Below are 24,200 nucleotides of genomic sequence, written 5' to 3'. Positions count from 1 at the left end.
AAGAGGCTGTACGGGAGACCGTATCAGCCTCTTTTTTTGCTTCAGGGCAGAACAGGTGCTATTTTTGGATAATATTTAAATTCCCGGCATAAGGAAGAATCATATTATTATGATAATTTTAAAATGCTCTGCTGAGATAACAGCATGCAGGAGCCTACCCCAAGGGTTTCGTTTGGGCATGCTTTACCTGAAACAAACCAGTCTGTTATAGATGCAGCCGATTTTGAATGCAATGTTCTTTTATAATAACTCTAAAACTACACTAATGCCGTTACAAGTTAGATCGGCCGTTCTGGCCATAGTGCTTTGCTGCCTTGCCCTTAGCACGCAGGCACAGCAGAAAAAAGAAGTTGCCCTGGAAGATATTTATCAGAAAGGCACGTTTGCCGCAAAATCGGTTTATGGTGTAAACTGGATGAACGATGGCCGCTATTACAGCTCCCAGGTGCCAGATCAGGCAAACCGTGTGTATGATATCGTGAAATACGACGTAACCACCGGGCAGGCTGTGGCTACCATTATAGAAGGAGAGGACCTGAAGCCAGCCGGAAGTAACCAGCCCCTGCAGTTCGACGATTACTCGTTTTCTTCTGATGAGCAGAAGGTGCTGTTTGCTACCGGCACTGAACAGATCTACCGCCGCTCTTCTAAAGCAGACTTTTATATTTACGACATAGCTGGTAAAAAACTCACCAGGCTGAGCAGCGGCGGAAAACAGCTGTATGCTACCTTTTCGCCAGATGCCAAGCGTGTGGCTTTTGCCCGCGACAACAACATGTTTGTGGTAGACCTGGCTACGATGCAGGAAACCCAGATTACCACCACTGGCAAGTTTAACGCCATCATCAACGGCTATGCCGACTGGGTATACGAAGAAGAGTTCAGCTTTGCCCAAGGTTTTCACTGGTCGCCCGATGGCTCTAAAATTGCCTACTATACCTTTGATGAGAGCCAGGTGCCGGAGTTTAACATGCAGATGTGGGGCGAACTTTACCCTCAGGACTACAAGTATAAATACCCTAAAGCCGGTGAGGCAAATTCAATTGTAAGCGTATCGGTGTATCATGTAAGCAACGGCCAGACTATAAAGATGGAGACTGGTACAGAGCCCAATATGTACCTGCCGCGCATGAAGTGGACGAACGATAGCAATCTTCTCTCTGTCCAGAGGATGAACCGCCTGCAGAACACCCTGGAGATTTTACACGCCAATGCGACAACCGGCAAAGCCAATGTGGTACTCAAAGAAACAGATAAAGCGTACATCGACATAACAGATGATCTCACGTACCTGAAAGATGGCAAGAGCTTTATTCATTCCTCGGAAAAAGACGGTTACAACCACTTGTACCTCTACAACATGAATGGCAAACTGCTGCGACAGATTACAACTGGTAAATGGGAGGTAAGCAGCTATGTAGGCTTCGACGAAAAGAACGACGTGCTTTATTACCTGTCTACAGAAGTGTCGCCGCTCGATCGGCACTTGTACAGCATTAGTAGCAAGGGTAAGAATAAGAAGCGGCTCACACCTGCTGCCGGTACGCATACCATCAACATGAGTCACGATTTTAAATATTACCTGGACTATCACACTGCTGCCAATGTGCCTGTAACCGTCAGCCTTCACACCGCTAAAGACGGCAAGCTGATAAAGGTGCTGGAAGACAACCAGAAGCTGCGCAACACTCTGGATCAGTATCAGATTGCCAAGCAGGAGTTCTTTACTGTAAATACCGCCGATGGCACGCAGCTAAACGGCTGGATGATAAAACCTGCCAACTTCGACCCGAAAAAGAAATACCCGGTGCTGATGTTTGTATATGGCGGCCCAGGCTCTCAGACTGTTACCAACAGTTGGGGCGGTGCCAACTATCTGTGGCACCAGGTGCTAGCCAGCAAGGGAGTTGTAGTGGTGAGTGTAGACAACAGAGGCACAGGTGCCCGTGGGGCAGCCTTTAAAAAAGCCACTTATGCTAACTTAGGTAAATACGAGATAGAGGACCAGATAGAGGCAGCCAAATGGCTGGGGCAGCAGGCGTATGTAGATAAAAATCGCATCGGAATCTGGGGCCATAGCTTCGGAGGTTACATGGCGCTGCTTGGCATGACCAAAGGCAACGGTATTTTCAAAGCTGGTATATCAGTGGCACCCGTTACCAACTGGCGCTTTTACGACACCATTTATACCGAACGCTTCCTGAAAACACCACAGGATAATGCAGCTGGCTACGACGATAATTCGCCTCTACAGTTTGCTGATAAGCTGCAGGGGGAGCTGCTCCTGATACACGGCACCGGCGACGATAATGTACATTTTCAGAATGCGGTAGCCATGCAAGATGCGCTTATTAGTGCTAACAAACAGTTCGAGAGCTTCTATTATCCGAACCGCAACCATGGTGTAGGTGGAGGCATTACGTCGCTGCACCGTTTCCGCATGATGACGAACTTTCTGGAGCGCAAACTGATAAACACTGGCTTAGAAGAACAGCTGTAAACACAGAGTAACAAATGCAAAAGGCCCACCTATTGGTGGGCCTTTTTTAGTAGAAAGAAGCGCAGGTACTCCTTAAGAAAGCTGCCTATGCTTGATCAACCATGCGTATCCAAAGGCAAAAACACCTCCGGAAGGGCAAATTCATTAGAATAATTTGGTTGTTGATTGCTATTAGTAGTACAATCAGCTATTGATACATTTTTTTGCACATAGTAGCTAAAGCGCAGACCTATTAGCCAGGTGTACTTAATGACGCTAAACTGTCTGAGCGTTCAGCGAGTTTTTCGCGTCTTGATTTTTTTGGTTCTTTTTGTATCAAGACAAAAAGAACAAGGAAGCAGGCAATGAAACAGCCTCACGCAATTATCACAGTAGCAAAAGCAGCTATGCGAACTTAAACTAAGAAGCTTTCTACTCCCCAAAAGATCATTTCAAGAGGATAAAAAGAGAAGAAAGTACTCTAAGCTGATACCTACACTACAAATGAATCGCATTACCTACTTCACCACTTTCATAGAAGGATTGGTTAGTAAGGGCTCCTTCAGAGAGTGCAGGAGCATATACCTACTTACAGGTCCATCTGAGTGAGCTCTTCCTGCTGCTGATTGGCACGAGCAGCTGCAGACTTCTGGTGCTTAATCCTTTTTCTCCAAGAGAATAAGGCTTTGTAGCTGTTATAAGGATAGGTTCTGTTCTTCGGAATATTGTTTACCAGAACAGCCACCAGGAACAGTACCAACACGCCAAACAACACGGGGTTTAGCACATAGTAGAAACCAAGCGCTTTAATTTTTTCTGAACCAATATTGGCAATAAGCGCTGTTGCACCTCCCGGTGGATGCAGCGTTTTAGTAATCTGCATCAAAACAATAGAAAAAGAAACAGACAACGCAGACGAAAGCCACATAAGCTCCGGATTACCAAAGAGCTTGTATACTGATACCCCCACCAATGCACTGATTAAGTGGCCGCCGATTAGGTTGCGGGGCTGTGCCAGGGGGCTGTTAGTGGCACCGTAAATTAACACAGCCGAAGCACCAAAAGAACCAATAAGAAACAATTGATCGGAACTCGATACAAATGGATTTTGAGTCTGTACAAAGCCAATAATTCCGATGCCTAACAAAGAACCAATAAATGTCCAGATGTGGTCGGTAGGGTCGATGATAGTCTGCCGGTAAACTACATACTTAGCTATTCTATAATTACGCTTTATTTTTCTCATTATTACTTCAGGTCCTAAGGCTCTGCTGGCCGTACACGTTTAGGTAATAGCAATACCTGTTAGGCATTTAAAGTTCCTGCAAAGATAGCATCACTTCAACGAGCCCTGCAAATGGCCAGGTTAGTTATACCAGGTAATAAGACAGGAACAGCTTTGTAAAGTTTCGGAGTCAGGAGCTGTTGCAATAACTTTTAAGGCCAACAAAAAGCTGCCAAAGCGACTATTATTACTCCCGCAGCCCCAGCTGCGCATTTATTAGCGGTGTTTTGGGAGCCAGGAAAAAGCCGGTAAGGCTGGCAAACATAATCGGTATAAAATGGTGGAAGCCGGTTAAGGTGGCGAGTAGAATAATGGTGCTGATGGGAGTGCGCGTAACACAGGCATTAATGGCGGCCATGCAGCTAACCAGAATGAGCGGGAGGTTCTGCCCCGGAAAAGCGGCATTTACAATCATGCCCACCGTGGCACCCACAAAAAAGAGCGGAATAATAAAGCCGCCACGCCAGCCCGAAGTTACGGTTAAGCTAATGGCTAAAATTTTAGCAACCAGCAGCAGTACCAGAAACTCCAAAGTAAACTGCTCCTCAAGGAGCACATTTAACTCATCGTGGCTAAAGTACCGCGACAGAGGCACGTAGTAAGCAATTATGCCTATAAGCAATCCACCGGCAGCCATTTTTATGTAGATCGGCACATTCAATTTCCGGAAGAGGTTCCGGCAATGGCGCACTGTGAAAATAAACAGCCAACCGGCCGCTGTGCCAGCTAAAGCATACAGCATGGCATAAAAAAAGTCGTTTAGCTCGGGTGTGGAATAAACCGGGAAGTTCCAGGTGGGGCCAATGCCAATGTGGGTAATCAGAATAAAAATAACGTAGCTGGAGCAGCTGGCAACAAAGGCAGGAATCAGGGCCTGGTAATACTCCACCACATGCTTGTGGTGCAGAATTTCGAGGGCAAACAAAGTGCCTCCAAGCGGAGCACCAAAAAGGGCCGTAAAGGCAGCAGCCATACCGGCTATGGTCAGAGAGCGTAGGTCTTCTCCTCTAATTTTCAGTTTTTTAGCAATCCAGGTTCCCGTAGAGCCAACCACCTGCACCAATGGTGCCTCCGGCCCTGCACTTCCTCCGCTCGCTATACATAGCCACGACGACAAAATCATGGCAGGGTTGTTTTTAGGTTCCAGCCGCCCGCCTTTAAACCGGATGTTATTTACGATCAGGTCCATTTCGCCGGGGTCGCCCATATAATGAATAACCAGGCCGGCCAGCAGACCAGCCGTAGCCATCAGCGGAATTACATAGAGTCCTTGCACCGGCGCCAGAAAATGTAGAAAACCTTCGAGCACCATCCAGTAAAGGCCTGCTATAACGCCTCCAACAATTCCAACAGCTACCCATAACAGAAATATCTTACTAAAAACAAAGGGGTTAAACTGCAAAGGGTAGTTTATCTGGTTCCGAAGCGTAACGGCAAATCTTCTTGTTTTAAAATCCATATTACAAAGGTAAAAAGTTTTTATGCGAATGGAGAACCTGCTGCACCTGCTTTTCCTGAAGGGGGTATACCTACTTAGCTGGTATAATTCGTTATAATGAAATATAGAAACGAGGAACGGCTTCAAAAATATTTTCTAAGGGCAAGGGTGATATGGAAGGCTTGTGCCGGATAAACAAAAAAAGCAAATGCAGACACTAGAACAACCTTTGATGGCTACAGATCTACGCGAGGCGCTGATAGAGCACCGCGAAGAAGCTCTGGAGAAAATTTATGCAAAAGCGTACCCCATGGTGCTGCACTACGTAAAGCAGCAGCACGGTTCCCCCGACGATGCCAAGGATTTGCTTCAGGAGGCTATGATCTTGTTTTATGAGAAAATAGTGCACAAGGAACTGACCTTAACAGCAGCTCCTACCACCTATATTATGGCTGTTTGCAAAAACCGCTGGCGCCGCGAACTGGAAAAACGTAGCCGCCACCAGGAGCTTTCGGCCGCGGTAGCCGAACAGCTACCGCAAGAGGCAAATGCAGAGGCACCAGCTGCTGACCTGGCAGCCTTTGTAGAGCAGCTCGGGGCGAAGTGCCGCGATATACTGGTCTCGTTTTACTACCTGGGGCAGCAACTGGAACAGATAGCACAGCAGCACCAGTACCGAAATATTCGCTCGGCCACCGTGCAAAAATTTAAGTGCCTGGAGCGTCTGCGCAAGTCGGTGTCGGGTTTTGGAATACATCATTTCAAATAAGCGATGAGACCGGAATTAGACGAAATTAAACTGCTGGAAGCGTTTTTGAGAGGCAACTTGCAAGAAGAGCAGGAACTGGAGCTAGAGATTCAGCTGCTCTGGGACCAGGAGTTGCAACAGAAAGTAATGCTGCAGCAGGTATCGTACCAGGCGATACAGGAGGCTGGCAGGCAGCAGTTGCGACAGGAACTGCAGGCTATACACCATCGATTATTTGGCTAAGGCCCTATATGCCTTTTTTACAAAGAAGGCTCCGGAAGGCCATTTTCATTAGCAGAATTTGACTTCTATTTAATTGTTAAATGGCTAAATTGTTAAATAATAGGCTTACAAGTGCAGGAGTTCATGCTGCACCTTTTATTTCTAAGCTATTCAAGATGTCTAGCATCTGGAATCAACTGAAAAAAGAATTTCTATCAATTCAAAAAGTAAACCGACCGCTTTAGATTTGAAAAAATCTTGTGTCACTTTTTCTTACCTTTAGATAAAACATAGACCATGAATAATTCAGAATACAACAAAAACGAATTTCGCAAGTATGCTGTGCAGGGGCGAGGCATTAGCGGCTCAAACATGGACCGGTATTTCCGCCAGGTCGAAAATGCGGCAGGCATTCACCGCATAGAGGGCATGACGCGTTCTGTTATCGAGGAACGTCCAACCAATTTCCGTGAAATAGATGTGTTTTCGCGCCTGATGATGGACCGGATTATTTTCCTGGGAACGCAGGTAGAAGAAAACATTGCCAACATTATTACGGCGCAATTGCTGTTCCTGGAGTCTACGGATGCTAAAAAGGATGTGCTGCTTTACATTAACAGCCCGGGCGGGTCGGTGTACGCGGGTCTTGGCATTTATGATACCATGCAATATGTAGCTCCCGATGTAGCTACTATTTGTACTGGTCTGGCTGCCTCTATGGGAGCCGTACTGCTGTGTGGCGGTGCAGCTGGCAAACGCTCGGCTCTTCCGCATGCCCGTGTTATGATTCACCAACCATTGGGCGGCGTGCAGGGGCAGGCAACCGATATCGAAATAACGGCCCGCGAAATCCTGAAACTGAAGAAAGAACTCTACGATATTATTTCTAAGCACAGTGGCAAATCTTACCAGGAAGTACACGACAACTCCGACCGCGATTACTGGATGAAAGCCGATGAGGCCAAAGCATATGGCATTATAGACGAAGTGCTGGGACGGGAGAATAAAGATTAAGCTACCGTTAGCACCGGCAACTTTTGCCTTGCCATTTGTTTTAGAGTTACTAATGTGGCAGCGTTTATTTCTCTGTCAGAAAAAGACCACGCATGGTAGGGGCTGTCCTGAAACAGGTAAACGGTATTTTCATCTTCCAGGTATGCTTTAAACTCATGCCACAAAACAGTAAACGTTTTGTTGGTAAGTAAAAAGCTCACTGCCTCGCCTGTAATTAAGAGCCTGGCTTCCGGATCTGTTTCTGATACAAAAGTAGAAGCAAGGTCTTTAAGTGTAACAGTTTGCCTTTTGTGGGTTTTCCATTTCAGGTAGAGCAGGTAAAGGCCAAAAAACAGCCATAGTACAGGTGCTAATACCAAGCCCACTACACCAAAGTTACTATCAGAAAAAAAGAAGAGAGCTACAATGGCTGCTGTAAACGCAAGGTAGAAGAAGACCCTTTTCAGAATCTTCTTTCTTAAGGCAGCAACAATAAAGTTGTCGATAAAGAGCAGCTGCCTATACGTTTCCTCAAAAGATGTATGCACAGGTACAGGCTCCATAGCTACAGCTTCACACAAACATTCTGCGGCTCGGTAAAGAACCGCAATGCCTCAAAACCTCCTTCGCGACCTATACCAGAATTCTTCATGCCGCCAAACGGCGTGCGCAGGTCGCGGAGGAGCCAGGTATTTACCCACACAATGCCGGCGTGCACCTGGTGCGCCACCCGGTGGGCGCGTGCAAGTTGCTGTGTCCAGATGGTGGCAGAGAGGCCGTAATCGGTACAATTGGCGTACCCAATCACTTCTTCTTCGGTATCGAAAGGAGTGAGAGTAACAACTGGCCCAAAAATTTCTTCGGTATTGGTGCGGGAGTTGTAGGAGAGGCCTTCTATTACAGTGGGTGCTATAAACCAACCGCCTGCGCAGCGTCCGGGCACTTGCACTTGCTGACCTCCCGTTAAAATAGTGCCACCTTCTGTCTTTGCCAGTTCAATATAAGAAAGAACCTTCTGCAGGTGCTGCTCCGACACAATGGCTCCCTGATTCGTGCTTTCCTTTAACGGATCTCCTACTACCATAGCGTTTACCTTTTCTACAAAGGCAGCTTTAAACTGCTGATACAGCGGCCGCTCCACAAAGATGCGGGAACCGCAGAGGCAGATCTGCCCTTGGTTGGCAAAAGCGGCTCGAACAGAGGTTGCTACGGCCTCATCAAAATCACAATCGGCAAATACAATATTCGGGTTCTTACCGCCTAGCTCCAGCGATAGCTTTTTGAACATAGGGGCAGCTGTGGCGGCTATGGTACGGCCTGTTGTAGTGCCACCTGTAAAGGAAAGAACAGGAATTTTTGGGTGAGTCACAATAGCAGCCCCTACCTTATGCCCATAGCCATGCACAATGTTCAGCACCCCCGGCGGGAGCCCCGCCTCCTGGCAAAGTTCCGAGAGCAGGTAAGCCGTCATGGGAGTGACTTCAGAGGGTTTGGCCACTACGCAATTGCCGGCAGCCAGGGCAGGCGCTATTTTCCAGGTAAAGAGGTACAAGGGCAGGTTCCAGGGCGAAATGCAGCCTGCTACCCCATGCGGGTGTCGTACTGTGTAGTTTATGGCTGAGCCTTCCGTAACATGTGCCTCAGACGCAAAGTGCTGGATTGCGGTGCCAAAAAAGCGCATGTTGCTGCTGGCACGCGGTATATCCATGGTTTTAGCCAGAACAAGCGGCTTGCCTGTATCTATTGCTTCTGCTTCTGCCAGGTAGTCGAGGTGCTGGTCTATAAGGTCGGCGAGCCGGAGCAGCAGCTGCCCACGCTTCTGGGCTGGCATGGCCGCCCAAGCCGGAAAAGCATTCGATGCCGCCTGCACCGCCAGTTCCACATCCTGCTCGTCAGAGTCGGGCAGGAGAGAGTAAACCACGCCAACAGCCGGTCTGTAATTGCTGATGTACTGCCTTGCGATTGGCTCCACCAGCTCTCCGTTTATATAATTCTTCAGCTTGAGCAAAGTCCTTTTAGATTATAGATGCTAGATTATAGATATTAGACTTTCTGAATTGCTGAGAGTCATAAGACTGATACCAACTATCGATTCAATCATCCTCTCATTCATTCAATAAACTTCCTCTGCTGGATACAGGCTCTAAACTGCGGATTCTATAGCGGCCAGAGTACGCGGAATAGTACGCACGAAAAGGACGCTCACGCCATCATGCTTTCTAATTTCTACCTTGGCGAAGTTCCCTCATCTAAATAGCTCCTGTTCTGCCACCGTCTACAGCCAGGCTTACACCGTTTATGTAAGCGGCAGCGGGTGTGGCCAGAAAGGCAGCGGCAGCGGCTACTTCTTCGGGTTCGGCAAAACGACGGGCAGGTATGGCATTTTCCATTTCCTGCTGCACCTCTTCTTTGCTGCGCCCGGCTTTCTCGGCCCGGCTCTCGACCAACGCATAAATGCGGCTGGTCTTGGTAGACCCCGGAAGTACATTGTTCACTGTAATTCCAAACTGTCCCAGCTCATTCGCCATAGTTTTGGCCCAGCTGGCTACTGCTCCACGCGTGGTGTTCGACACACCAAGACCTGGTATAGGTTCTTTTACGGAAGTACTGATAATATTGATTATGCGGCCATAGCGTGCTTTTTTCATTAGCGGCAGCACCGCCTGTACCAGTTGGTGGTTATTTACCAGGTGCATGTTAAACGCCTTCAGAAACTCTTCCTGTTTTGCTTCTGTGATAGGGCCTCCTGCCGGGCCACCGGTATTGTTTACCAGAATATGTACAGCCTCCTTTTGCTGTATGTAGGTTGCTATTTCCTGCTGTACCTCTTCCGGGCGCGCAAAATCGGCGACAAGATAGTCGTGCTGCTGCCCGTCAGACTGTGCCAGTTCCTGCACTACCTCTTTTAGGCTTTCCTCGTTGCGGGCAACCAGTGTAATGTTAGCTCCCAGCAGCGCTAGTTCTACTGCTATGGCTTTGCCTATACCCTGCGTACTGCCACATACAATAGCTTGTTTATTTTTCAGGTCTAAATTCATGGTTTGATAATTAATTTATAATGGTAGGGCCGGAACACAGGAGTGCCAGCTTTACCTCATGCTGTTTGTTGATCTCTAAATATAAGCAGTTCTTTTAAATCTTACCTGTTCGGTGTGGGGCAATAGAGGTATGTTCCCTCCCTTATGTATTCCTGCTTCTGTTTATTAAAAGTAAAAACCATGCTGAATATTAACAAAGGAACCTTGCGGAGAGTGGGCCACAGTGCCGGACAGAACAATACGGTTGAAGAGAGAAATCCAGGCGCCACCACCATAGGCACTGTGCCAGCCACCGGTATGGTTCACGCGGGTCCAGACGCGGCCGCTGTCGTAAAGGCCCAGTAGGCCTACTTTGCCGGGAAAGAGGTAGAGGCGGTAATTAAACAACGAAACGCGCATCTCCAGATTAGCATAGAGGCTCCTGTCGCCAATAAACCTGGACCTGTAGTAGCCGCGAAGGTTCTGACTGAAGTCCGGCAGAACACCGCCTCCCAACATGCTGCCTTGGTAAAAGCTAAACTCGCCTGTATTTACAGAGCCGCCCAACCTGCCGGCAAAAGTAAGCTGGAATGGCAGTGTAGGACTCATATAGTAGCGTACCTCATATTTGTAGCGGCTGTAGCGGCCTATGCCGCTATTTAACCCCATCAGCCAGTTAGCCTCCAGGTTGATAACTAGACCACGCATTGGGTTGTATTTATTGTCTTTTACATCTGTCCGGAAAAAGGCGCTGGCACCAAAATAGTTTTTATGGCCAAACAAGCGCTTATCCTGCTCTGGTAAGTAATTGGATACCCAACTGTTTCGGCGCTGGCTCAGATGGTAATACTCGTACAGGGGGCCTGCGCCTATGGCAAAAAAGGAGCCGAAAGGCTTTTGCAACGCACTTGAGAGATGTATGTTTCTAAATTCTACCTGTTGTGGTGATTCAGGAGCAGCAGCAGTAGCAGGGTTATTGCCGTAGCCACTGAACCTCATGCTGTAGTAAGGAGTGTAGGCCCAGGCAGTATTTACCATGTCGAGGTCGTAGGCAAAGTTTTTGAGTTCGCTCTGGTAAAACAGGCGACTCATGCCGGTGGAGAGGGCGCGTTGGTAGAGGAGGGTGTGCCGCGAGCCATACGGGTTGCTCCTGAACTTATAAGAACGGTACTGCACCCCAACACCCGCCACTAAGCCATCGGCTTGGTTATACAACAGGCTCATGCTGGGGCCAACATGGGTGTAGAAAAACCTGTCGGAGGCGGGACTGTTAATTAAATCTCCTGAAGTAAAGTCTGCTTCTGTTTCAGTGGTGTTGTCTTCGACCAACTCATCGGTGCTGGCATTGTGAATGGTGTAAAGCTCCGTATGTGGGACGGCCAGTGTATCGCCGGAGTAAGTATATTGGTAGCGGCCATGCCCTCTGTGCCCAATTATCCGGATCAGAATATCTTTACGGGTCGGGCGGCGGCCGCTAATATGGAACTGGTCTTTGCCGCCCAGGCCATACAAGCGTACTTCTTTTGTTTCGGATGGGGAGAAGGTGCGACTGTAAAGCAGTGTGTCGGCTTTTGTTCCGGCTGTGTACATGCGCACGTGTGTAGTGCCATCAGGTTTACGCTCTACCTCAAACCGCTCTTCCTGCTCGCTGCCATACACATCAACATAATGGGCCAATAACTTGCCATAGCGCTGTGCCACCTCCTGCAGCTGCATGCGCCGAGCTTTTAGTTTAGCGGCTATCTCACCGCCATGGTAGCTGAAAACCTCTGCCGGCATTTGATGCACCGCCGAGTCCAGCACCTCGTCTGTAAGCGCCTGCTGTAGCGAGTCGGCGATAGCCACCCAATCGGCAGGGGTGAGGCTACTGAGCAGGCGACGGTCCAGGTTACGGGCGGCGCTGTTCAGGCCTTTCAGGTTGTCGATTTTATGGCTGAAGTGTTGCAGCTCCCGCACTCCCCAGCCCCTGTTGGCGAGCCAGGGTAACAGGCCATTAAAGTAGAAAAAGGCATTGTCGCGGTCTTCCGGAATGGGCAGGTACACTGTTTTGCCCTTTTGTTGCTGCTGTGCCCAGGTGTACTGTGCCTCGTGCCGGTCCCAGTCGCCAACGAGCATGTCGAGGAGGCGGGCTTTGGCAAAGGCACGCGCATTTACCTGGTGCTGGTGGTTGCGCTCGAGTTCCAGCACTAAGCTATTGTAGCTAAGTACTGGGGGAGAGGCTATGGGAGCCAGTTCTTTTGAATGATAATCTTCGGCATCGGGTTCCAGGTATCCCATTTTGTTGGCGAACTGCTCCTTGTAAGCGCCCAGGCAGTTAAGGTCGGGGAGGAGGTAGAGTTGCGGGAATGGCGTTAGCACACCAGCTGCTTTTTCAAGGTGCCGTACTACCAGCGGTGCATACGGGTGCTGCGACGGTAGCCAGGTTTCGCGGAGCTGTTCTATGGAGCTGGCATGCCGGTAGCGGGTGGGTACCGTGAGCAGCGAGTTTCGCAGCAAGGGCCTGAAGCTATACTCAAAGCCATCGGCATTGCGCAGGCGTAGCAGGTATTTGTCCTGGTTTTCTTTAACACCAAAAGGGGCGAGGCTGTGGCTGGTGGTGCCGAGGTCCAGCAAAGGAACCTGCACCGGAGTGTTCCATTCCTGCTTGTAGTGGCTGCGAAGCAGCAAGCCCGACAGCGGGTGCAAGTCGAGTTTGTTAGGGCTGGGGGTGCGGGTAGCGTGTGTTTTCTGTACAAGGGTTTCCGGGCATATGGTCTCCACATCTGGCGCCTTGCGATTATAGAGTTTCTCGCGGTAGTTTACCTGCCCCTGCGTGCCGTCACCTTTCGGTGTCCAGAACTCGGTCCAGGCATCGCCATTTGTGTAGTAGAGCAGCTTTACAAAGCCTTTCTCGTTATGCACAAAAGTAGCGTTGTTGCCTCTTTCGGTATGGTTCGATTTGCAGCCAGAGCCGCTGATAATGTGCACGAACTTCTCGGTGCGGTGCAGCTGCAGGTTGTGGTCGTGGCCGGCGGTGTAAATAATGTTGTCGTAGCGGACAAAGATGCGGGTAAGTTCATTAATGAGCTGCTGGTAACGGAAGTGCGGAATGTCTTGGTCTACGCCGCCATATTTCCGGAAGAAGGGATAAAGCGACCCAATAACTGGCAACGGCACGTAAAGTCCATCGCGGATAAGGCGCAGCGGGAACAGGTGGTCCATTACCGAGTAATAGCCGCCGTGGTTGCTGTTGCTGAAGAAGGGGTGGTGCGCAGATACCACCACATGTTTGCCTTTGTTCTCTTCCAGAATCTGCTCTATCTGCTGTAGCATTTCTGTTTCGTTGGTGGCCTGGCAGCCGCTGGTGGGGCCATAAGGTTTTTCGTGCCGGTGCAGCCACCACTGCGAGTCGAATCCGATAAACACCACATCGTTGTGCAGGCTTACGGTGAAGGGGCCGGGGCAGCCGTTGTCGGGCACAAACGTATTGCCACGGTTTAACTTCTGCTCGATGTACTGCTCCTGCCTGCGTATTTTTTCGAGGCCTTTGGGTCCCATATAATCCCAGTCGTGGTTGCCGGGTACAAAAAATACGTTCCCTTGGTAATCTGCAGCCAGGTTTACCTGGTCATCCAGCCGCTGCTCCTGTATGTCTCTGCCTGTTGCGCCTTCTTCAGATAAGCCGTTGTGGTACAGGTTGTCGCCAAGCACAACCAAGGTGCTGTTCGGGTCGCGGTCCAGTTGCGACTTCAGGAGTTTAAAAGTAGGTTCTCCTGGCTTGGGAGCCCCGGCATCTCCCAGCAAGTACACCGTGTAAGCAAGTGTGGCAGAGTCGGGTAGCTGCTGCTCCTGCCATTTGCGTGCATCGGGGCCGTAGTATATTTTGCTGCTCCGACAGGAGTAAATGGTAAGTCCGGCTAAGAAAATAAGTAATCCTTGTAAAGCGTGTTTCATGGGTATAGTAGCAAGTCTGCTCTGTTGCGGCGTGTAAGAGCCAGGGCAGTTTTGTAAGTACGACGAAGAAAGCCAGGACCCGGCCCGCATACTTGGTTTGCATATATACTTTTAAACCCGGGTTGAGTTTTAATTTTTCCAAACAGGGCAGATCTTGCTCCGGAAGAAGTTTCCATTCTAATTATTTGCTTCTCAAAATGCTGCTGTTGCCTTAATCTGGCGCTTTTTCGTAACTTGGGTTATCAACAAAAGAAAAAGAACAATGGCTATAACCAAACCTTTCAACTTTAAGCAGTGGATAGAAGAGCACCGTCATCTGCTGAAGCCGCCTGTTGGCAACCAGCAGGTTTTTAAGGGAAACGACGATTTTATAGTGATGGTGGTGGGCGGCCCCAACGCCCGTAAAGATTACCACTACGACGAAGGCGAAGAGTTTTTTTACCAGCTGGAAGGTGACATTGTACTCAAGATTATAGAAGACGGCAAGCCAGTAGACATTCCTATAAAAGAAGGAGAAATTTTTCTGCTTCCGCCAAAAGTGCCACACTCTCCCCGCCGCCCCGCTAACTCCATTGGCCTGGTGATAGAGCGTTATAGAAAAGCCGGAGAGAAAGATGGTTTTCTGTGGTTCTGCGAAAACTGCGGCACCAAGCTCTACGAAGAATATGCCGACGTAACCGATATTGTGGGGCAGCTGCCTGTTATCATGAACAACTTCTGGGAGAACGAAGAGCGACGCACCTGCAAGAACTGTGGCGAAGTAATGGCACCGCCTGCCAAGCCTGCCTAAACCTTAGGTACTTTTGCGCTGTTTTTGGCTCCGGAAGGGCTTTTTGATTAGAATAATTGGTTTATCCTAATCAATTGTTGCTTCAGCGGGTACATTTCGTATAAACTTCAGTAGCCTTCCCTCCGGACCACAGCATGCAAAAACAAACTTCTCCCATACCGCCAGCACCTGATCTCTTAAAGATCGATATACACACGCATATCCTGCCTAAAACATGGCCGAATTTGCATGATCGCTATGGCTATGGCGGTTTTGTGCGGCTGGAGCACTATAAGCCCTGCTGCGCCCGCATGATGATGGATGGCAAGTTCTTCCGCGAAATTCAGGATAACAGCTGGGACCCGGCCGTGCGCCTGCACGATTGCAACGGTGCAAAAGTGGGGGTGCAGGTGCTGTCTACGGTGCCGGTTATGTTTAATTACTGGGCCAGGCCGGAGCATACCTACGACTTGTCGCGGATGCTCAACGACCATATTGCCGGCGTTGTAGCCGATTACCCCGACCGCTTTGTTGGCCTCAGTACCTTGCCCATGCAGGATACCGACCTGGCAATAAAGGAGCTGGAGCGGAGCATGAAAGAACTGGGCATGGCCGGTATCCAGATTGGCACCCATGTAAACGACCTTAACCTCGACGCCCCAGACCTCTACCCAATTTTTGAGGCAGCAGAAGAACTGGGTGCTGCCATTTTTGTGCACCCCTGGGATATGCTTGGCAAGAAACGCATGACTAAGTACTGGTTCCCGTGGCTGGTTGGCATGCCTGCCGAAACTACCCTGGCCATCTGCTCCCTGATTTTTGGTGGCGTACTGGAACGGCTGCCGAAACTGCGGGTAGCCTTTGCCCACGGCGGAGGTTCGTTTGCAGCTACGCTTGGCCGCATTGCACATGGCTTTGAGGTGCGCCCCGACCTGTGCGCCGTAGATAATAACGTGAACCCGAAAGAATACTTGGGGCGCTTCTACGTAGATTCATTGGTGCACGACCCGCTGGCGCTCGATTTTCTGCTGCAGACAGTGGGGGCCAACAGCATCGCCCTCGGCTCAGACTACCCTTTCCCATTGGGTGAGGCCGAGCCTGGTAAATTAATTGAGTCGATGCCTTACGAGGCGACAGTAAAAGAACGCTTGCTGCACGGCACAGCGCTGGAATGGCTCAACCTAAAGAAGGAGCAGTTTGTGCGGGTAGGCAGCAGCTCCAGGAAAAGGAAGTCCTGGTCCTGATGCCCAAGGCCTTTGCTAGCCAAAGATACCTCCGGAAGGCCTTTTTCATTAGAATAATTCGTGCGCTGCTACATGTACGAAGCAAAGTTTAGGTGCTGAGAGACTCGGTTCAGGCAAAAGTCAGATGGCTTATTTCGACTTTAGAAGCCGTCGTTATTAACTATATTAGCAGGATTTGGTACTTAACACATCTTGCAAAACAATCCTACCACTATACCTACTACGGAATGAACTATAGCAACACGCTTGCCTTTGCACAGGAGCAGGACCAGAAAGACTCGCTCCGACATTTAAAAGATCGGTTTTACGCACCTCAGATAAACAAGCAAGACGCTATTTACTTTTGCGGAAACTCGCTGGGTCTACAGCCTAAATCGGCACAGGCTTTTCTTGACCACGAAATGCAGAACTGGGCCGATTATGCCGTAGAAGGTCATTTTAAAACGGATACACCCTGGCTGCATTACCACGAGCTGCTCACTGAGGCTACAGCGCGTGTAGTAGGTGCCAAACCATTGGAGGTGGTGGTCATGAACCAACTCACCGTAAACCTGCACCTCATGCTGGTTTCGTTTTACAGGCCGCAGGGCAAACGCTACAAAATTATTACCGAGGGAGGCGCTTTCCCATCAGACCAATATGCGCTGGAGTCGCAGGCCAGGTACCACGGCTATAACCCAGATGAGGCCGTAGTAGAGCTCTTCCCGCGCGAAGGAGAGCACACGCTCCGCACCGAAGACATACTGGCCAGCATTGCGGAGCACCAGGAGGAACTAGCGTTGGTAATGATGGGCGGCATTAACTATTACACCGGCCAGGTATTCGATATGGAGGCTATTACCAGAGCAGGGCATGCAGCTGGTGCAGTAGTAGGCTTCGACCTGGCGCATGCTGCCGGCAACGTGCTGTTGCAGTTACACGACTGGAACGTGGATTTTGCCGTATGGTGTACTTACAAATACATGAACTCCGGACCCGGTGGCACTTCCGGCGTGTTTGTGCACGAGCGCCACGCCCACAACCCTGATCTGCCACGTTTTGCCGGCTGGTGGGGACATGAGGTTAAAGAACGGTTCCAGATGAAGAAGGGCTTTATACCCATGGCCGGTGCTGCTGGCTGGCAATTGAGCAATGCCCAGATTCTGCCCATGGCCGTGCATCGCGCCTCACTAGAACTCTTCGAGGAGGCCGGTATGGAAAACCTACGGGCCAAGAGCAAACAGCTTACTGGTTTCCTGGAGTTTCTGATAGATGATATTGGAGCAGATAAAAGCTTGCTGGAGGTTATTACACCGCGCGATCCACAGGCACGGGGGTGCCAGCTGTCGTTGCTGGTAAAGCAGAACGCCCGTCAGCTCTTCGACCTGCTCATGGAGGCTGGCATTATTGTAGATTACCGCGAGCCTAACGTCATCAGGGTGGCACCAACGCCGCTATACAACACATTTGAAGAAGTATACCGATTTGCCGAAGTTCTGCGGGTTTGCCTTACCGGCGAGCTACGGGCGCAGCAGTAAGCATCTGCCAGAGCGGCAGGCCTAGGCTTATATCAGGAAGAAAAGTCTCTGGAAGGCTGTTTTCATTAGCAGAATTTATACAATACGATTTTTTACATGTTGGCATATTAAAATCCGGAAGAGCGTAATTTAGGAAGCATTTATTGACGCAAGCAATCAATCTATTACTGTACTTCAACAGTTAGCATATGAATTTTACCATCGAAGACATATTGCTAGGCGTTTCTGGTTTGCTGCTAATCAGCATAGTTATAACCAAGAGTTTAGGCAGGTTAGGCATACCGGCGCTTATCCTGTTTCTGGGTGTAGGCATGTTGGCTGGCTCCGAGGGTATAGGCGGCATTTACTTCGACGATCCGTTGTCGGCGCAGTCGATCGGGTCTATTGCGCTTACCCTTATCCTGTTTTCAGGTGGTCTCGACACGCGCTGGGAAAGCATTCGGCCAGTGCTATGGCGAGGGGTTTCATTATCTACACTGGGTGTTTTTATAACGGCCGTGCTGCTGGGGGTGTTTGTGTCGCTGGTGTCGGATTTTACCTTGCTGGAGGGGCTGTTGCTGGGCTCTATTGTGTCTTCTACCGATGCTGCTGCTGTTTTCTCTATTCTCCGCTCCAAGAGTATCGGCCTGAAAAACAACCTGCGGCCAACGCTGGAGCTGGAGTCGGGCAGTAACGACCCGATGGCTTACTTCCTGACTATAAGTATTACCTTTTTGCTTGTAAATCAGAACGCCGGTATATTGGAACTGGTGCCGATGTTCTTTCTGCAGATGAGTATTGGTGCGGTTATGGGCGTTGTTTCGGGCAGAATTATGGCCTGGGTCATAAACAAAATAAAGCTGGAGCAGGATGGCTTGTACCCGGCTCTCACGCTCGGCATGGTTATTTTTACCTACGCCTTTACCAACCTCATCAGTGGCAATGGCTTTCTGGCGGTATATGTGTCGGCGGTTATTCTGGGCAACAGAAACTTTATACACAAAGGCAGCCTGCTTAAGTTTTATGACGGAGTGGCCTGGCTCATGCAGATTTTGATGTTCCTTACCCTGGGGCTGCTGGTTTTTCCGTCGCATATTTTACCTGTAATGGGTACAGGCGTGCTAATTTCATTGTTCCTGATTTTTGTGGCCCGCCCTATCAGCGTTTATGTGAGCATGGCTTTTTCCAAGGCATCGCACAAGGAGAAATTATATATCTCCTGGGTGGGGCTAAGAGGGGCGGTACCTATTGTGTTTGCCACTTACCCTATGCTGGCGGGTATCGAAAAGTCAGACATGATTTTTAACATTGTGTTTTTTATTGTGCTTATTTCTGTGATGTTGCAGGGCACTACCCTTACGGTGGTGGCAAAGTGGCTGCACCTGGGCGTGCAGGATAACAGGCCAAAGAGCATCCGGTTAGGCGAGGAAATGGGCTACGATGCCAAGAATGCACTTGTGGAGTTGCAACTGATAGATGGGTGTACAGCTGTAGGCAAATCTATTGTGGAGCTGCAGTTTCCTAAAACGGCTTTAATTGTGCTGATAGACAGGGGAGAGAAATTTGTAACGCCCAACGGTGCCACCGTGCTGGAACAAGGCGATAAGTTACTGGTAATGGTAGACGACGATGTAGAATTGGAGAAGGTAAACCAGGCGCTAGGTATTTAAGTGCTGTGCCCGCTCCGGCTGCACTTGCAAACCTCCCTTTCTTTTTGAGCCAGAAAATCGTACTTTTGCATCCAGAGATGCTAAACCTGAAGAATATACGCTATTTACTACGCTACCCTCTCATGGCGGTTATGCTGCTATGGGCGCTTACACTGCCCGGGCAGGAGGTAGAAGTCTATAGCTTTCTGGTAAAAACAGCCGCTTCCAGTACCTCTCATTGCCAACCTACTGCCTCCACCAGTGCCGAACACAAGGGCAACCCGGTTGTAGAGCAGCAGGCAGTGCACGCTTTTCAGGATGCCAAAACATCCTCAGTTATTGTAGTTGGCCTGCAGCAGGCGGCGGTACACAATCCGTTGTTGCTCCTGGTCTCTTTTACTCTGGCTGCAAATAGGCTGCTTCCTGAGCGTCCGGTGGCCATAGGCGGCGCACAACCGTTAACCAGTTTGCTGGCGGTGGTGCTGCAGCCCAATGCTCCTTAGCTTTTTTAATCCTACTGCTTTTATGTTGTAGTGCCCGCTGGTTTGCAGCGCACTATTCCTATCCGGTTTCGGCATGGGCATATCCGGTTTGCTGTTGCTGCAATTGCGGTAACAGCAGCAATAGGTAGTGTGTCTTATGCTTTTCCTTAAACGCCTTCTAGCCTGTGCCGCCATCTTCTGGTGTTGTGCCTTTTCACAGGTTCAGGATTTATCAGCTAGTAACTAACATGACAGATTTTTCAGTTCTGATCTCATGGCTCTCTATTTTAGGAATCTTAGTAGGCTTGTTTTTCCCCGATACCAGCCTCTTCTGGTTCTACGGTAAGCGGAGCAGAACCAATGTAATTATTATTTACAGTTTTTTCCTGTTTCTATCGATTCTTGTGTTTGCCGTTTCGCATAACGCACCTGTTATAGAGTAGAGAGCAGCGTACGCAGTAGCCGTAAAACAAATGGCCGCCACTGCAGTAAAATCCCGGAGAGTTGCCGGTGCTGTAATTTGGCGCTTCCGGAAGTGCTGTTGCTCCTGCGGCATACGCCTGCTTCCGTAATTTTAGAGTATCTTAAGCACAAATTTCCTTATTAAAAAAACAATACGATCTATACATGGCACATTTACCACACTTGGTTACAGATTTAGGACTTATACTCGGGGCCGCCGGTGTAATGACGCTGCTGTTTAAAAAGCTAAAGCAGCCACTGGTGTTGGGTTATATTATTGCGGGGCTTCTGGTGGGGCCACATATCGCGCTTTTCCCAACTATTATTGAAATCGAGAACATTAATATCTGGGCCGAAATCGGGGTTATTTTCCTGCTTTTCAGCCTGGGTCTGGAGTTCAGTTTTAAGAAGTTGGTAAAGGTAGGCGGTGCTTCCTCAGTTATGGCGCTGGTAGAGGTGGTGGTGATGCTGGTGTTAGGTTACCTGGCCGGCAAGCTCATGGGTTGGTCTACCATGGACAGTATTTTCCTGGGCGGTATTCTATCTATCTCTTCTACTACTATTATTATCAGGGCGTTTGATGAATTGGGCGTAAAGTCGCAGCGGTTTGCCGGGCTGGTGTTTGGCGTGCTGATTGTGGAGGACCTGGTGGCGATCTTGCTTATGGTGTTGCTGTCTACTGTGGCAGTAAGCCAGCAGTTTGCCGGCACCGAAATGCTGGCAGCGGTGCTCAAACTGGCCTTCTTCCTGATCGTGTGGTTCCTGGCAGGCATCTTCCTGATTCCGACTTTCCTTAAAAAGGCAAGTAAGCTCATGAACGACGAAACGCTCCTGATCGTGTCGATAGCGCTTTGCCTGCTTATGGTTATCCTGGCGGCACAGGTTGGGTTTTCGCCGGCACTGGGTGCTTTTATAATGGGTTCTATTCTGGCAGAAACCACCAAAGCCGAAAAAATTGAGCACCTGGTGGCGTCGGTAAAAGACTTGTTCGGAGCTATCTTTTTTGTGTCGGTGGGTATTCTCATAGATCCGGCCATGATCGTAACTTATGCCGGGCCAATTGCCATTATTACGGTAGTAACGCTGGTGGGCAAGTTCCTCAGCATTACCGGTGGCGGGCTTATAGCTGGCCAGGGTTTAAAAACCTCCATCCAGTCGGGCATGAGCGTTTCGCAGATCGGGGAATTCTCGTTTATTATCGCTACGCTAGGGCTTACCCTGAACGTGACCAGCGACTTTCTGTACCCGGTGGCGGTGGCGGTGTCGGCTATCACCACCTTTACCACTCCTTATATGATCCGGATGGCAGAGCCGCTGCACAGGTCGGTGGAGGCGATATTACCCGCCAGGTGGATTAGTAAGCTAAATGAGTACAGCTCCGGCGCCCAAACCATTGGTACCACCAGCGACTGGAAACTGGTGCTCCGGTCTTACGTCCTGAACCTGGTAATTTATACAGTTATTATTATTGCCATTGTTTTGCTTTCGGCCCGATACCTGAATCCGTTTATTTCAGAAAATGTAATGAACGGCAACCTGGGCGATATGATTACCTCGGCTATTACACTCATCCTGATGGCGCCTTTTCTGTGGGCATTAGCTGTGCACCACACCCAAAAAGAAGCACAGGGTCGCATATGGGCCAATAGAAATTACCGGAGCCTGATCATTGTACTGGAGTTTGCCAGAATTGGTATTGCCATTCTGTTTGTGGTGTTCTTGCTGCACCAGTTTTTCTCGGTGCAGGTAGCTATTCTGATAGGGTTGGTCATTACGGTGCTCATGGCGATATTCTCTAAGAGGATACAAAGCTTTTACATCAGAATCGAAAACCGGTTTATGTCTAACCTCAATGCCCGCGAAATTAACGAGGCTGCAAAGCTCCATCACACCCTTACCCCCTGGGATGTACACCTGACCAGTTTCGAAGTGTCGGCGTGGTCGGTTGCGGTGGGCAAGTCCTTGGTTGAGCTGCAGGTGAGGGAGAAGTTTGGCGTAAATGTAGCGGTAATTGAACGGGGAGACCGCACCCTGATGGCACCTACACGGCACGAGCGCATTTTGCCGGGCGATAAGGTGTATATTTTCGGAACAGATGAGCAGTTAGAAGCTTTTAAAGAGTTTATAGAGTCAGAAGCAGTGCCGGCCACAGACGGAGCCTACGACAAAGAAGAAATTAAGCTGCAAGGGCTTGTGGTTTCTGCTGACTCAGTGCTGCTGCACAAATCTATTCGGGAGTCTGGTGTGCGCGAAAAAACAAAAGGCCTTATTGTTGGAATCGAGAAGAACGGCGAGCGCATACTAAACCCGGACTCTGAGCTGGTGTTTGAAGAAGGCGACCTGCTCTGGATTGTGGGCAGCCCCTGGCGCATAAAGCAACTGGAAGCCACAAAACATAAAGAACACATAAATTAAGGCAATCAGAGTTTCTGTTCTATGGCTTTAGGCATTATCAGCAGTGGCATTTGGTATACATAGATCAGGCATAATGGGCATTTTAAAAGAGAAGTAACAGCCCTTGCAAGTATCCGGAACATAGCCATAAAGTTTTAAGTAAGTATAGGAGCAAAATAGACTTGCTAGCCACCTTGTAAAGAAATTTTGGAAGCAGGTAGGAAGTAACCAGGAATTGAATTTTTGAACTTTAAAGTAACCATTAAACAGTTTCGCTGTGTACTAAGTACAGGCAGCTATGGGGTAACGAGGCAGTACCACTACCTAAACCGCCCTGCTGCATTTAAACTCCGTTGGCAGCATAAAACAAGGTAGTTCTAAAAAAAGGTAGAATGCATGCGCAGAATTGAACATTGGATAGAAGAAGTACTAGGCCTCACGCCTTCTATTCAGGAAGATATAATCTCGTCGGTTTTCGTATTGTTCGGGCTGTGGATAATTAGCCGGTTGCTGCTGCGGGTTATAGCAAAACGACAGACAGATTCCCGCAAGCTCTATCAGTGGAAAAAAACCACAAACTACGTGGTAACGGGCCTGGGCATTATGGCGCTGGCTAATATCTGGTTCAATGGCTTTCAGTCTATTGCCACCTATTTGGGCCTTTTATCTGCCGGCCTGGTGGTAGCCCTTCGCGACCCTATCATGAACATGTTTGGCTGGGTATTTCTGATCTGGAAACGCCCGTTTAAAGTGGGTGATCGCATCAAAATAAACGAACATACCGGCGATGTAATAGACATAGCCTTCTTTCAGTTCACGCTCAACGAGCTCGGGCAGTGGGTAGATTCTGAACAGGCGACAGGGCGGGTTGTGCACATTCCTAACAGCCACATATTTAATAGGTCGCAAATTAACTACAACTATGCTTTCCCGTTTCTGTGGCACGAGCTGCAGGTGCGGATTACGTTTGAGAGCAACTGGCAAAAAGCAAAAGAAACGCTCCTGGTAATTGCTGCCAAACACACCGTGCAACTTAGCGAGGGGGCGCAGGAAATTATCCGGAAGAATGCGCAGCACCACCTCATTTTCTACAAAGACTTTAAGCCCCGTGTTTTTTCCAAAGTAAGAGAAAACGGTATCCAGCTCACCATCCGTTACCTATGCAACCTGAACGGCCGCCGCGAGAGCGAAAATAAAATATGGGAAGAGGTGCTGACGGAGTTTTTAGCTAGCCCCGACATACACTTTGCCTACCCAACCACCAGGTTCGTGCAATCCGATGGGGAGGAGTAAGCCATCTCAGCACTCTTATGCTCATTATACCCTGAGATGGTTTTAAGCCAAAACACCTCTTGAAGGCCATTTTCATTAGAATAATTTGTACAGGAATTCTTAAACAGCCTAATTAACATTTTCATTAGAATAATTTGTACAGGAATTCTTAAACAGCCTAATTAAAATCCGAACGTGAACTCGGGAATTAATTTGGTTTAAGACAGGCATTTGCGCAACAAAAAAGGCTAAGGATTAGGTAGAAATATTGTCCGATGTTTCACCTAACTCCTTAGCCTTATGCACTTTATCATAGA

At 49.1% G+C, this 24,200-nt stretch carries 18 protein-coding genes; 12 read left to right on the top strand and 6 right to left on the bottom strand.

Annotation, left to right across the window (positions count from 1 at the left end; genetic code table 11):
• The first annotated feature begins 265 nt into the window (after window positions 1-265).
• Window positions 266-2,500, top strand: coding sequence for a S9 family peptidase (locus ACMA1I_RS16780; protein ID WP_337069576.1), 2,235 nt, complete (start codon window positions 266-268; stop codon window positions 2,498-2,500).
• A gap of 568 nt (window positions 2,501-3,068) precedes the next feature.
• Here ACMA1I_RS16780 and ACMA1I_RS16775 read toward each other — a convergent pair.
• Both ACMA1I_RS16775 and ACMA1I_RS16770 read right to left on the bottom strand, forming a co-directional pair.
• Entirely contained in the window at window positions 3,069-3,725 is a 657-nt protein-coding gene (locus tag ACMA1I_RS16775; RefSeq protein ID WP_337069575.1) for an HPP family protein, read from the bottom strand.
• 226 nt (window positions 3,726-3,951) lie between these two features.
• Window positions 3,952-5,223 (bottom strand): chloride channel protein, encoded by a 1,272-nt coding sequence (locus tag ACMA1I_RS16770; RefSeq protein WP_337069574.1) that lies wholly within the window; start codon window positions 5,221-5,223, stop codon window positions 3,952-3,954.
• A 211-nt stretch (window positions 5,224-5,434) separates the two neighbouring features.
• On the opposite strand from ACMA1I_RS16770, the gene ACMA1I_RS16765 reads away from it, so the two are divergent.
• The 3 genes from ACMA1I_RS16765 to ACMA1I_RS16755 all read left to right on the top strand — a co-directional run bounded on the left by ACMA1I_RS16765 (window position 5,435) and on the right by ACMA1I_RS16755 (window position 7,186).
• Window positions 5,435-5,971: a sigma-70 family RNA polymerase sigma factor gene (locus ACMA1I_RS16765; RefSeq protein ID WP_337069573.1), complete on the top strand. Its 537-nt coding sequence runs from the start codon at window positions 5,435-5,437 to the stop codon at window positions 5,969-5,971.
• A 3-nt stretch (window positions 5,972-5,974) separates the two neighbouring features.
• Window positions 5,975-6,193: a hypothetical protein gene (locus ACMA1I_RS16760; RefSeq protein ID WP_337069572.1), complete on the top strand. Its 219-nt coding sequence runs from the start codon at window positions 5,975-5,977 to the stop codon at window positions 6,191-6,193.
• A 276-nt stretch (window positions 6,194-6,469) separates the two neighbouring features.
• On the top strand, window positions 6,470-7,186 hold the full coding sequence (locus ACMA1I_RS16755; RefSeq protein WP_337069571.1) for an ATP-dependent Clp protease proteolytic subunit: 717 nt from the start codon (window positions 6,470-6,472) through the stop codon (window positions 7,184-7,186).
• On the opposite strand, the gene ACMA1I_RS16750 is transcribed toward ACMA1I_RS16755, so the two are convergent.
• From ACMA1I_RS16750 to ACMA1I_RS16735, 4 genes are all read right to left on the bottom strand, one after another.
• Window positions 7,183-7,728 (bottom strand): hypothetical protein, encoded by a 546-nt coding sequence (locus ACMA1I_RS16750; RefSeq protein ID WP_337069570.1) that lies wholly within the window; start codon window positions 7,726-7,728, stop codon window positions 7,183-7,185. The two genes, ACMA1I_RS16755 and ACMA1I_RS16750, sit on opposite strands and share 4 nt — an antisense overlap.
• Before the next feature lie 2 nt (window positions 7,729-7,730).
• A complete protein-coding gene (locus tag ACMA1I_RS16745; protein ID WP_337069569.1) occupies window positions 7,731-9,173 on the bottom strand; it encodes an aldehyde dehydrogenase in 1,443 nt (480 codons plus the stop codon).
• Between the two features lie 241 nt (window positions 9,174-9,414).
• The gene (locus ACMA1I_RS16740; protein WP_337069568.1) at window positions 9,415-10,203 is read right to left on the bottom strand and encodes an SDR family oxidoreductase; all 789 of its coding nucleotides are present in this window, start codon (window positions 10,201-10,203) and stop codon (window positions 9,415-9,417) included.
• Between the two features lie 165 nt (window positions 10,204-10,368).
• The gene (locus ACMA1I_RS16735; RefSeq protein ID WP_337069567.1) at window positions 10,369-14,115 is read right to left on the bottom strand and encodes a metallophosphoesterase; all 3,747 of its coding nucleotides are present in this window, start codon (window positions 14,113-14,115) and stop codon (window positions 10,369-10,371) included.
• A 262-nt stretch (window positions 14,116-14,377) separates the two neighbouring features.
• Between ACMA1I_RS16735 and ACMA1I_RS16730 the strand changes: the two genes are divergently transcribed.
• The 8 genes from ACMA1I_RS16730 to ACMA1I_RS16695 all read left to right on the top strand — a co-directional run bounded on the left by ACMA1I_RS16730 (window position 14,378) and on the right by ACMA1I_RS16695 (window position 23,904).
• Window positions 14,378-14,905, top strand: a complete 528-nt coding sequence (locus tag ACMA1I_RS16730) for a 3-hydroxyanthranilate 3,4-dioxygenase (RefSeq protein WP_337069566.1) — start codon at window positions 14,378-14,380, stop codon at window positions 14,903-14,905.
• Between the two features lie 134 nt (window positions 14,906-15,039).
• Window positions 15,040-16,128 (top strand): amidohydrolase family protein, encoded by a 1,089-nt coding sequence (locus ACMA1I_RS16725; RefSeq protein ID WP_337069565.1) that lies wholly within the window; start codon window positions 15,040-15,042, stop codon window positions 16,126-16,128.
• A gap of 227 nt (window positions 16,129-16,355) precedes the next feature.
• On the top strand, window positions 16,356-17,645 hold the full coding sequence (kynU, locus tag ACMA1I_RS16720; protein ID WP_337069564.1) for a kynureninase: 1,290 nt from the start codon (window positions 16,356-16,358) through the stop codon (window positions 17,643-17,645).
• 188 nt (window positions 17,646-17,833) lie between these two features.
• A complete protein-coding gene (locus ACMA1I_RS16715; protein WP_337069563.1) occupies window positions 17,834-19,294 on the top strand; it encodes a potassium/proton antiporter in 1,461 nt (486 codons plus the stop codon).
• A gap of 44 nt (window positions 19,295-19,338) precedes the next feature.
• The gene (locus ACMA1I_RS16710) at window positions 19,339-19,776 is read left to right on the top strand and encodes a hypothetical protein (protein WP_337069562.1); all 438 of its coding nucleotides are present in this window, start codon (window positions 19,339-19,341) and stop codon (window positions 19,774-19,776) included.
• A gap of 227 nt (window positions 19,777-20,003) precedes the next feature.
• The gene (locus ACMA1I_RS16705; protein ID WP_337069561.1) at window positions 20,004-20,198 is read left to right on the top strand and encodes a hypothetical protein; all 195 of its coding nucleotides are present in this window, start codon (window positions 20,004-20,006) and stop codon (window positions 20,196-20,198) included.
• 184 nt (window positions 20,199-20,382) lie between these two features.
• On the top strand, window positions 20,383-22,632 hold the full coding sequence (locus tag ACMA1I_RS16700) for a cation:proton antiporter (protein WP_337069560.1): 2,250 nt from the start codon (window positions 20,383-20,385) through the stop codon (window positions 22,630-22,632).
• Window positions 22,633-23,007: 375 nt separating this feature from the next.
• Entirely contained in the window at window positions 23,008-23,904 is an 897-nt protein-coding gene (locus ACMA1I_RS16695; RefSeq protein WP_337069559.1) for a mechanosensitive ion channel family protein, read from the top strand.
• Window positions 23,905-24,200 lie beyond the last annotated feature (296 nt).

The sequence above is a fragment of the Pontibacter sp. 13R65 genome, from assembly GCF_047525655.1.
GTDB lineage: Bacteria > Bacteroidota > Bacteroidia > Cytophagales > Hymenobacteraceae > Pontibacter.
Note: the sequence above shows the minus strand (reverse complement) of the source record. Positions and strands in the feature narration are given on the sequence as shown.